Raw genomic sequence first — 11,071 nt, forward strand, 5'->3', positions numbered from 1 at the left:
GAACAATAATAATAATTTGTTAGAAATCCGCTCATCCTTCGAGACTCAGGACGAACGGATTTCTTATTCTGCGAAAAATTGAAAGTTGATTACTCACTTCAATTAAACAATACCAGTAAAATCAATTAATTGGAATAATTTTTACACGTTGCTAGCACATTATATCGCGCTGTTGTTTTATCAGTTTAAGCCAAAATGAGATTAAAAGGAAAGAAGTTATGCCAAATATAAACAGGAAAAAAACCACCGTCTTTATCATTTTTGGAACGATCCTGTTCATAGGTGGCGTTACCGCCTGCGGCAAAACGCAAACCTCCGAGACACTGATTACTGAAGCCAAGCAGTATCAACAGAAGGGCGACAACAAGGCAGCCATCATTCAATTGAAAAATGCATTACAAAAGAACCCAGATGATGTTGAAGCCCGTTATCTTTTGGGCACCATTTATAATAAAACAGGAGATTCCCCATCAGCCGAGAAGGAATTCCGTAAGGCATTGAGCTTGGGCATGAGTCCCGCCAAGATATTTCCTGATTTGGGTAAAACCCTACTCATGCAAGGGAAATTTCAGATAGTTCTGGACGAAATAAAACAGATTCCAGGGGAAAAAGAATCTACTGAAATATCAATCTCGCGCGGTAATGCCTACCTAGCCTTAGGCAAAGGCCAGGAAGCAAAGGAATCGTTTGAGCAAGCCTTAAAGGATAAGCCTGATTTCCCGGACGCACTCATCGGGCTAGCCAGACATTCAATTATGGAGAAAAACATTGATGCCGCAACACGTTTCTCCGAGCAAGCTGTAACCAAAAACCCACAAAACACGGAGGTATTGCTCTTTAAAGGTGATCTTCTGCGTGCCCAAGGAAAAATCGAGCCCGCTCTTGCCGCTTATGACCAAGTTTTAAAATTACAGCCGGACAATAACTCAGCGCATATCAACAAAGCCTTCCTGGAAATTGGTACAGGGAAATTCGATGTAGCCAAAGCAGATATTGACGCGGCACGCAAAACATCGCCGAACAATCTAACTATAATCTATGCGCAAGCACTACTTGATTTCCGCCAAGGGAAGCATGCTGCAGCATTGGAATCTCTGCAGAAGGTTCTGAGTGTGGCACCAGAGCATATGCCTAGCGTTCTGCTGGCAGGAGCCGTGCAATTAGTGCTTGGATCATTACCGCAAGCCGAACAACATATTAAAAAATACCTGGAGAAAGATCCAGGTAATCTCTACGCTCGTAAATTAATGGTATCCACGTTATTGAAAAGCGGCCGCACACAAAATGCAATTGATGTATTGGCGCCAGCGCTTAAAGTTGCGCAACCAGATGATACCCAGCTGTTTGCCCTCGCTGGAGAATCATATATGCAGGCTGGAGACTACACAAAAGCGACGGAATACTTTACAAAGGCCAGCGCACTTGCTCCGAAAGCGGCAGAACTTCATACCGCTTTGGGCTTGAGCAAGCTCGCGCTAGGCGAGAATGATCGCGCGGTAGCCGAAATGGAAACAGCAGCAGCATTGGACACCAAATCACCCAAGGCAAGCGTCTTGCTGGTGATGACTCACCTTCGCCTTAAAGACTACGATAAAGCACTCGCAACAGCGAAAGCTTTTGAAAAAGAACAACCTGATAACCCCTTAGCTCACAACCTCAAAGGTGCTGCCTACCTGGGCAAAAAAGATAGCGCTGCCGCACGCGCGAGCTTTGACAAGGCTCTTTCCATTCAACCCACCAATTTCCCTGCTGTGATGAGCCTTGTACAACTTGACCTGCAGGACAAAAAGCCAGAAGTAGCCAAAAAGCGCCTTGAGGCTATCCTCGAGAAAGACAAGAAAAACTCTCAAGTCATGACCGCGTTGGCCAATCTTGCGCTCTCCCAAGGGCAAACCAAAGAAGCCACCACCTGGCTAGAGAACGCCAGCAACGAAAACCCAGACGCGTTGCAACCGGCTATTCTTCTGGCAGCTCATTATTTACGCATAAGTGAAAAACAAAAGGCACTCACCCTTACCCAAAAACTTCAAGGCTCCAACTCCAGCAGCCCAGAAGTTCTGAATATTCTGGGGCAGGCCCAATTCGCCAATGACGATAAACCAGCAGCTTTAGCTACCTACAATAGACTTGCCGCCATAACGCCGGACTCCGCCCCTGTCCAATTGCTTATCGCCGCCATTCACATAGCAATGCAGAACCAGCCGGCAGCATCGGAGGCTCTCACAAAGGCGCTATCATTGCAGCCAAATTATCTGGAAGCGCAATTAGCCCTAGCATCTTTGGAGGCCAAAAAAGGAAATTATGAGCAAGCGCTCACAATTGCCCGGCAAATTCAGAAAACAAACTTTAAATCCCCTGTAGGCTTTGAGCTAGAAGGTAGTCTGCTGATGGCGCAAAAAAAATCTGATCTTGCGGTGAAGGCCTATGAGCAAGCCTTCACCATCAGCAACAGTGGACCACTGATTGTGAAGCTACATGCATCTCTCAGCCAAGCAGGAAAAAACAAAGAAGCAGGCTCCCGCCTGACTCAATGGCTGAAGGATCACCCTGCCGATACTGCAACTCGGATCTACTTTGCAGGTACCTATCTTGCTGAAAAGAAAAATAAGGAAGCCATTGAGCAATACGAGACCATCCTGCGGCAAGAGCCAAAATACGTTCCGGCACTGAACAACCTGGCTTGGCTTTATCAGCAGGAAAAAGACTCCCGTGCCTTGGAGTATGCCGAAAAAGCCAATCAATTAACACCGGATAATCCCGCGATACTGGACACCCTGGGTTGGATACTAGTGGAGCAAGGCAAAATATCACGTGGCCTGCCACTTCTGCAGAAGGCAAGCTCATTGGCACCAAAAGTTGCGGAAATTCAATATCATCTGGTACTTGGATTGGTTAAATCAGGCGATAAGATTAAAGCGCGCAATGAACTTGAGCACCTTTTAGATACCAACAAAGATTTTTCCAAAATTGAGGAAGCGCGAGCCTTGCTAAACCAACTTTAATAAGTCACCGACCCCATGAAAAATAAGTAACCTATCTAAGGGCACCTCGAAAAACCTTTTTTCATGAAGCTCCTTGATAAAATTCACCTACCTGAACTCGAGTCCTACCCAATGCCGATGAAATTCCGTAGCGCGATCAAGAAAGACCTGTTTGCCGCCGACCAGAGGCGGGAGAAGATAGACCGTCTGGGCGATCCGCTCCTGGCGTTTGAAGAACATATCGATTTCGTCGTGCTGGCAAAAGAAGTGGATCGGTTAGCGCCCAGGCCGGAGAGTCTGCAAGGAGGTCGTCCGCCGTTCCCCACCGAGACGATGGTGCGCATTCTATTTCTGAAGAGGTGCAACAACCTCTCGGATGAACAGATGGAGTATCAACTGCTTGACCGGATGAGCTACCAGCGTTTCTGCGGACTGACTGATTCGGCCAGCATTCCGGATCGCACCACCGTCTGGACCTTCGAGAACCGAATCGGCGAAGTGGGCGCCCAGGCGTTATTCGATGGCATGGAGCGACAACTGCTCAAGCAAGGCACCATCGCCCGCGGCGGCCAAATCATCGACGCCACCCTGGCTCCGGCTCCGAAGCAGCACTTCACCAGGGACGACAAGAGGCAGCATGCCTGTGAACTGGAACCCGGCCAAGCGCCGCCAGAAAGACCTGGACGCCACTTGGACCAGGAAGCATGGCAAGAGCCATCATGGCTACAAGCTGTCAGTGAACGTAGACCGACGCTACAAGGTGATCCGCAAAATTGAGACCGACACGGCAAGCACCCATGACAGCCAGCACTTTGACGCCGTGCTGGACCCGGCCAATACCTGCCGGGAGGTCTATGCCGATAAGGGCTACCCGAGTGCTGCGCGGGCAGCGCAGTTGAAAGAAGCGGGATACCGCAACCGCATCCAGCGCAAGGGTGCGCGCAACCATCATCTCCTTTCGGCACGGCAGGAAAAGCGGAACAAGCGCATTGCCAAAACCCGTGCCCGGGTCGAGCACATCTTTGCCGGCATTGAACAGATGGGCGGCAAGCTGATTCGCACTATCGGTCAGGCACGGGCGAATTTTGCCATGACCATGATGGCGGCCAGCTACAACCTCAAGCGTCTGGTTTATCTCAAGCGGGCTGGAATTGAGGTCTTCTGACGTTCGCAGCAGGCCAAATTGCTTAAAAAATGGGCGATTCAAGTAAAAACGAAGTGGGGCTGCGCAAAAATATGCAATCCATCGAAGAATCTGAACCGGCTTTGGCCGCGTTCATAAAGTTCAGACCGGAAAGTTTGGAAGCTATGGGTTTTTAGAGGTGCCCCTAAGTAACCTATCGAGGAAAGTTCATAATTTATGGAGAGATAAAACTCAAAATTGCATTAAGCCTTATCGAGGCGGACACATTGTTGAATCTATCAATCAACTGTCCATTGAGGTGTATGGAAAAGCGTGAAGTAAGTGAGCTCGTAAGCTATCCTGTAGGTAGGAGATTAGCAAGGAGGCTACCAAAAATGATAATCCAACGAGTGGTTGATAAGCTATGCTTGGTAAGCTTTGGCGCTTGCGGCGACTAATGTCATGTAAATCATCAGGGAATGACCTGATCTGGTATTACTTAATCTGTAAAAATAGCAACACTATGATCTGGTGGTCAAAAGCCCCTCTGACCCCTACCAAAGGCAGCTGATTGCTATGCTGCAAGTGCTAGCAACGCTTCATTGGAGTATATTTCAGAATAAACTGAGTAAGCTCTTCCAGCGGTTAAGCATGAATTTACAATGGAATCGAAAGCATGGCTATCAGCCAGATTTAAGGCAAAAGGCATTCTGGGCCCATGGTGAATTATCGCGGGGCCAATTGATCGGGCTTGAATTCCAAACTGGTTCAGGACGCGGGCGATAGAGCGGCGGCACAAACAAATGACATAGCCGATGCTGTTTGCGCAACAGTACTCGCGAGCCGCATGCAACATCTTTAGCATAATCTCGGACTCGTTCTCGGAAGATTCTTTTGGCGGCTGGCCATTTCTTAACTTCTGAAAAGGACGAAGGATGCCTAATCTGGAAAATTCGGCAGCTTGGAAATTATGTGGAAGGAATTGTGGAGAGTCAAAAGCCGTAACTTTTTGAAAGGGTAAACTTCCAAATTGATCGACCACAAGACGGAAAGTGCCTATCCAGCGGTTATTGCTATTAACGAGAAAGTGAATAGCTTTGTCGTCATAAATATCTTTTTCCATTTCATTCTTAAATCTGCCCGCCTCCTCAAACCCTTTTTCCAGACAAAAGATTTGATATCGTAAATTGTAGTGAATATTTTTACTTTCTTCAGTATCAGCCAGTACAACTTCATAGCTGTTTATCATTTTCTCGGTTTCTCCACTGACAAGTTGAAATAAATAGCAAAGCAAGATTTGAATTTAAAGATTGCGCCTTGTTAAAAACATTTTATAAACGACAGAATAGGCTATTTTCTATCTGAAAATTATTAAGTTACTTTGCTGCAACATTGAAATATTTGTTCGGTACATGTCCAAGCCATATGCAATTTACAAACATAAGCAAGTTTTATGCCATGAAAGGATCTGAAAACTAGGACTATCAAATTCCTGCTGTAAGGTAAGGACTATAGAGAGAAATCTCTATTTTGAATTTGGATTTAAAAAACGAATACTGAAGTCTAAATACTTGTTATATAAATTTAGTGGGGTGTCCACGTCAATATTGTGATTTTGACAAAAATAAACAAACTCTTATAAATTACAACAAATTACAACACACGCCAATTACATGTCAGTATCCAAGCAATAATAAACCGTGAACTTTCATTTGTTTATCAATAAGTTAAATGCATGACAATATTTACCGCATTCACATGAATACCCCACTAAATTTATATATAAATGTCTTAACTTAGAGACACTTATATATTATTTTAATATTTTATTAATTAAATCAAAATGTTATATTGTCTCCATATGGAGACAATATAAAAGTTAAATAATATTTTATATTGACCGATATTGATTTAATAATGCTTTACAAACAAATTATTTAGCACATTTTTGAAGAAATTTTTGGCTTACCTATAGTCAATTATGATAACTTTTAATTTAAATAACATAACTTGTGGGGTTGCCTGCCAATGACTGCTAAGCTAGATTCCAAGGATCAGAATGATCAAGCCATCATTACGTTCCCATCTCCGCACCGATTGCAGGATATTTCAATCCCCAAGTTAAAACCCGATACTGTTAAAGAGATTCCCTTCGCTCAGCAACAATTTCAAATTCGGTTAGCAAATTCGCAAGGCATACGTGAAGCCGCTAGCCTGCTGATTAAGAAGATGTATGCTTGGCGTGGCTATGACACGGATGCCAAAGATCCCAACAAGATCACCTTGGTGACCGACTATAAAGATACTGTAGTGGGTACGCTCACTTTGGGTCTCGACTCCCCCCCTCAAGGCTTAACAGCCGATGAGCTTTATCATCCTGAGGTAGAACTCCTGCGTAGCCAGGGTAGAAAAATTTGCGACATCACACGCTTAGCAATCGACTTGGACCTCAAATCCAAAAGGGTAATGCCAGCGCTATTTCATGTTGCCTATATTTATGCAAGAAATATTCATCACTGCACTGATACTTTAATTGAGGTCAACCCAAGGCATGTGGTTTTTTATGAGCGCATGATGGGCTTTAAACAATTTGGCCCAGAGAGAATCTGTCCTCGCGTTAATGCCCCAGCAGTGCTAATGAGGCTGACATGGTCATATATGTCCGAACAGATACAAAAATATGGCGGTCTCGGGCCAGATACCAAAAACACTAAATCGATTTACCCTTACTTCTTTTCCAGCACAGATGAACTCGGGATCACCCAACGCTTATTAAGAGATGGATTTGGCCCCACCTAGTTGTTATGAGCATATTTCGGTATGAGTAAGTTCCGCAATTTTAGCTAGGTAATACAGCTTGTAGGTCAGTTTAAATTGGGCAAACCAGTCGTTATGGTTCAGGCTTTTGACCAGTAGCATTTTAGGTTCGAGTTAGATGGCTAAATAGAAATGTGGGATAGTCAAGCGGCTAATTCAGATCAACTAATGCTATAGTTAGCCAACTTGAGTTTAAAAAATAGCCGCGTTGTTTTGCCGAGCTTTTCTCAGCGTCCCTTCACAACCCTACCTTCATTTTACTAAACTATCGGATTGACATTAATGGCAGACGGTTTTTCCTATCACGAAGCATTCTCGCGCAATATCGGCTGGGTAACCACCGGTGAACAAGAGATATTGCGCAATAAAAGGATCGCCATTGCCGGCATGGGTGGTGTGGGCGGTTTCCATCTTTTAACACTGGCACGTCTTGGTGTCGAAAAATTTAACATTGCCGATCTCGACACATTCGAACTTGCCAACTTTAACCGACAGGCCGGGGCAAGCATGTCTACTCTGGATCACTCAAAGGTAGAGGTTCTAGCTAAAATGGCGCGGGACATCAACCCGGAATGCAACTTAACTATCTACCCACAAGGCGTGAACGAGGCCAACCTTCAATCTTTCTTTCAGGATGTAGATATCTATATTGACGGCCTCGATTTCTTCGCCTTCGATGCACGCGAGCGAGTCTTTGCCCATTGTACACAGCACAGGATTCCTGCTGTGACCGTCGCTCCGCTCGGCATGAGCGCCGCTCTGCTCAACTTCCTACCCGGCGGCATGAGCTTCGAAGACTACTTCCAAGTGGCTGGACGACCCGAGTTAGAGAAAGCTGTGCGCTTCCTGGTTGGCCTCGCTCCCGCTCTGCTACATCGCCATTATTTGGCGGACAAGGCCCGCGTCAATCTCAAAGAACGTCGCGGCCCCTCCACCATCATGGCCTGCCAGCTCTGTGCCGGCGTCGCCGCCAGCGAAGCCCTCAAGATATTGCTCAAACGAGGTAAGGTATGGGCGGCACCCCACGGTATCCAGTTCGACGGCTACCGCAACAAGCTGACGCATACTTGGCGACTTGGCGGCAACCGTCACCCTTTTAACCGGCTGGCCATCGCTATCGCTCGTCATCAACTAGGGATCTAAGATGAATACCATCACTCAACACCTCGAACGCATCCTGGATTTGGCTCGTTGGGCACCCAGCGGCGACAACACTCAGCCCTGGCGTTTTGAAATTCTGAATGACAGCCACTTATTAGTGCATGGCTTCGATACGCGTGAGCATTGCGTTTACGATCTGGATGGACATCCCAGCCAGATCGCAGTGGGTGCATTATTAGAAACCATTAGTATTGCTGCGACGGCGTGCGGGCTGCGCACCACTATCGTACGACGACACGACACTCTGGAAACCCATCTTTTATTCGATGTTTATTTCCGAGCGGAAGCCAATATATCGCCCGACCCCCTAGTGCCATACATTGAAACACGCGTGGTTCAGCGTCGCCCTATGTCCATCCAACCTCTGAACGCCGAGCAAAAACAGACCCTCACTGGTTCCTTGCCCGATGGCTATTCTGTGATCTGGTATGAAGGTTTTGCGCAGCGTTGGCGCCTTGCCAAATTCATGTCCGACAACGCCAAAATCCGTCTCACCATCCCCGAGGCCTATGAGGTTCACAAGTCTATCATTGAATGGGGAGCCCAATTCAGTACCGATAAGATCCCCGGCCAGGCCGTCGGTGTTGACCCGCTGACAGCGCGTTGCATGCGCTGGGTCATGACCAGTTGGGCGCGTGTCGAATTTTTTAACACTTATCTATTCGGGCATTTACCACCCCGAATTCAACTCGACCTGCTCCCTGGCCTGTGCTGTGGCGCGCATTTTGCATTACTCGCCCCCTCCCCTCTTACATGCCTAGACGATTACGTTGCTGCCGGCAGAGTTATGCAACGTTTCTGGCTAACCGCAACCCGACTAGGCTGGCTGATCCAGCCGGAGATGACGCCGGTGATTTTTACCCGCTATCACCGTCAAGGACTGGCCTTTACACAAACGCAAACTGCATTGGTGCAGGCAGGGCATTTAAACGAACGATTGATGGAAATAGTCGGAGCAGGACAGGTTGAAAAGGTATTTTTTATGGGACGGATTGGATCGGGGACTGTACCCTTGTCCAGATCTACACGCAAAAAAACCGACCTACTTTTGATCGGCAACTAAATCTTTCGCAGGCCATCTATTCCTTGTCGATAATTTTTACACTTTATTTTTTATTTCGATTCCAACGCAGTTATTTCAATAGAAATATTTTTAATTTCCTATATAAATAAATGGTTAGTTATTTACCTTATGACTGGCACGAATAATGCTTTATTCTTTAATAAGTTTGATACGATGGGGTAAATGTTAAAAGACCATCATGTCCGACCAAACAGCATAACGAACCTTTTTAAGATTTATTGGAGAATTAACATGAAAACAATCACAAAAACTCTTGTAGCGCTGACTATGGCATCCGGCTTGGCATTTGGCGGGACTGCAAATGCCACAACGCTAACTAACTGGTTTATAGATACAGATGGTCCTGGTGCCAATAATGCTGCTACCCTTGTTTTCGATTACGCAGATTTAGTTGGTACTGCGTATGTTAAAAACACGTTCACTTCTGCAACTACATTCAATTTTAATGAAGCTGGTAGGTTCCAAATCAGTACGACTGATGGTGGAGCAATTTCAGGCGGTATTGATCTCAATCCTACTTTGAATGCTACTTTTATTGGTACTGGCACGGGGACTACGGGTGGCCTTTTGACTTTTAATGCTGGCGGCACGCTTAATGTATACAATTCCTTAGCTGCCCAAATTGCCTCGTTAAGTTTGGTATCCGGTAGCGCCAACCTGCAAGCAAACAGCACATTACCAAATGGCACGGTGTCGCTCATTTTTAAAGCGACCTCCATAGCAAGCGGTTATTTCTTTAACAGTTCAATGATCGATTTAGCCACTCTTGTAGGTAGTGGTTTGGTCTTCGGTTTTGATACTACCAACGCTATCAGCCTAGCCGGAACGTGCGTTGGTAAGGCAGATTCCGCGATTTGTAGTGGTGGCAAGAGGATTGTTAATGCTGGCTTAATAAGCGACTATAACACTGCATTCAACCCTGATGTAGGTCCAAACCCCGTCTTGTCGAACGATACCACTGACCTCTATATTTCGAATAATGGCCAACATCGTTTTTCTGTTCCAGAGCCAGGCTCACTGGCTTTGATCGGGCTGGGTTTAGTAGGTCTGGCTATCTCGCTTCGCCGTCGCAACGCACACCAGAGCCGCAATGTGTACCTTATGGGCTAATGATGAGTACGGTTTAAACGCTACAACAGCAGTAGCTTAAAAATTAAGCCCCATGGCAATATAGCTTTAGCAAAGGGGAATGCTTCATTAATTGAGTAGGATATAAATCCCTCTAGCAGAAAAGCTAGAGGGATTATCATTTTTGGTTTAAATTTTTCCGTAGCAAACCTAGCTGGAAGAAAAAAGAGGGCGGAGCATAAAAACGAAATCGAGTTGTTTTACCTGCCCAGCTACAGTCCGGAGCTAAACCTAGAAGAGAGGCTTAATGCTGACTTGAAGTACGCCATTATTCAAAGGTTCCGGTACGCAACAAGGACAAGCTGAACGTCACAACAACCGGGCACGTGCAGACATTGGAGAAATCACCCGAGCGTGTCAAAGAATACTTTCAGGATGCTCGCGTGAAATATGCAGCATGAAACTTCAACCGGCCGGATCAATACCATCTGCTTATCGAGACATCGGGGAAACACCTGTCACTGGGGTGCGGTAGCTGAATGGCGTCTATACCCAGTGCTTCAACCGTCGTCACGGGCGTAAGGGCATTTCTTTCCAAAGCAATTACTGGATCGTAACAGTTGTCTGCTAGAGTTGTGCCGCTATATTGTGTTAAACCCGATACGCGTCACCATGGTAAAGCATATTGAACACTACTCGTGGAGTCGCTACCTGACAACGGTAGGATTGACTGATTACCCGGACTAGCTCAACACGGGCTGACTGCTGTAGCACTTTGGCCAGCGAAACCCAGCAGTACTACGCCAATTTCATTGATAAAAACGTGTGAGCCAATTG

6 protein-coding genes and 2 pseudogenes are annotated in these 11,071 nt (G+C 46.2%); 7 read left to right on the plus strand and 1 reads right to left on the minus strand.

What is annotated here, in order from left to right; translation table 11 throughout:
- Positions 1–218: 218 nt before the first annotated feature.
- Positions 219–3,002, plus strand: a complete 2,784-nt coding sequence (gene prsT / locus W01_RS04000; protein ID WP_173052305.1) for an XrtA/PEP-CTERM system TPR-repeat protein PrsT — start codon at positions 219–221, stop codon at positions 3,000–3,002.
- 117 nt (positions 3,003–3,119) lie between these two features.
- Positions 3,120–4,146: pseudogene (locus W01_RS04005) on the plus strand (IS5 family transposase).
- 532 nt (positions 4,147–4,678) lie between these two features.
- Here the strand turns inward: W01_RS04005 and W01_RS04010 are convergent.
- Positions 4,679–5,353: a PEP-CTERM/exosortase system-associated acyltransferase gene (locus tag W01_RS04010; protein ID WP_173052306.1), complete on the minus strand. Its 675-nt coding sequence runs from the start codon at positions 5,351–5,353 to the stop codon at positions 4,679–4,681.
- Positions 5,354–6,132: 779 nt separating this feature from the next.
- On the opposite strand from W01_RS04010, the gene W01_RS04015 reads away from it, so the two are divergent.
- The 5 genes and pseudogenes from W01_RS04015 to W01_RS04035 all read left to right on the plus strand — a co-directional run.
- The gene (locus W01_RS04015; RefSeq protein WP_173052307.1) at positions 6,133–6,903 is read left to right on the plus strand and encodes an N-acyl amino acid synthase FeeM domain-containing protein; all 771 of its coding nucleotides are present in this window, start codon (positions 6,133–6,135) and stop codon (positions 6,901–6,903) included.
- 300 nt (positions 6,904–7,203) lie between these two features.
- Positions 7,204–8,064, plus strand: coding sequence for a ThiF family adenylyltransferase (locus W01_RS04020; RefSeq protein WP_173055726.1), 861 nt, complete (start codon positions 7,204–7,206; stop codon positions 8,062–8,064).
- Position 8,065: 1 nt separating this feature from the next.
- On the plus strand, positions 8,066–9,145 hold the full coding sequence (locus tag W01_RS04025; protein ID WP_173052308.1) for a nitroreductase family protein: 1,080 nt from the start codon (positions 8,066–8,068) through the stop codon (positions 9,143–9,145).
- Positions 9,146–9,397: 252 nt separating this feature from the next.
- Entirely contained in the window at positions 9,398–10,276 is an 879-nt protein-coding gene (locus W01_RS04030) for a PEP-CTERM sorting domain-containing protein (protein WP_173052309.1), read from the plus strand.
- A gap of 192 nt (positions 10,277–10,468) precedes the next feature.
- Positions 10,469–10,695 (plus strand): annotated as a pseudogene (locus tag W01_RS04035) (transposase); the annotation flags it as partial.
- Between the last annotated feature and the right edge of the window lie 376 nt (positions 10,696–11,071).

This window comes from Candidatus Nitrotoga sp. AM1P, assembly GCF_013168275.1.
Taxonomy (GTDB): Bacteria; Pseudomonadota; Gammaproteobacteria; order Burkholderiales; family Gallionellaceae; genus Nitrotoga.

Excerpts from the sequence above, each read along its gene's own strand:
- W01_RS04025 (WP_173052308.1), top strand. The coding sequence starts at position 8,066 with ATGAATACCATCACTCAACACCTCGAACGCATCCTGGATTTGGCTCGT.
- W01_RS04015 (WP_173052307.1), top strand. The coding sequence starts at position 6,133 with ATGACTGCTAAGCTAGATTCCAAGGATCAGAATGATCAAGCCATCATT.
- prsT (WP_173052305.1), top strand. The coding sequence starts at position 219 with ATGCCAAATATAAACAGGAAAAAAACCACCGTCTTTATCATTTTTGGA.
- W01_RS04020 (WP_173055726.1), top strand. The coding sequence starts at position 7,204 with ATGGCAGACGGTTTTTCCTATCACGAAGCATTCTCGCGCAATATCGGC.
- W01_RS04030 (WP_173052309.1), top strand. The coding sequence starts at position 9,398 with ATGAAAACAATCACAAAAACTCTTGTAGCGCTGACTATGGCATCCGGC.
- W01_RS04010 (WP_173052306.1), bottom strand. The coding sequence starts at position 5,353 with ATGATAAACAGCTATGAAGTTGTACTGGCTGATACTGAAGAAAGTAAA.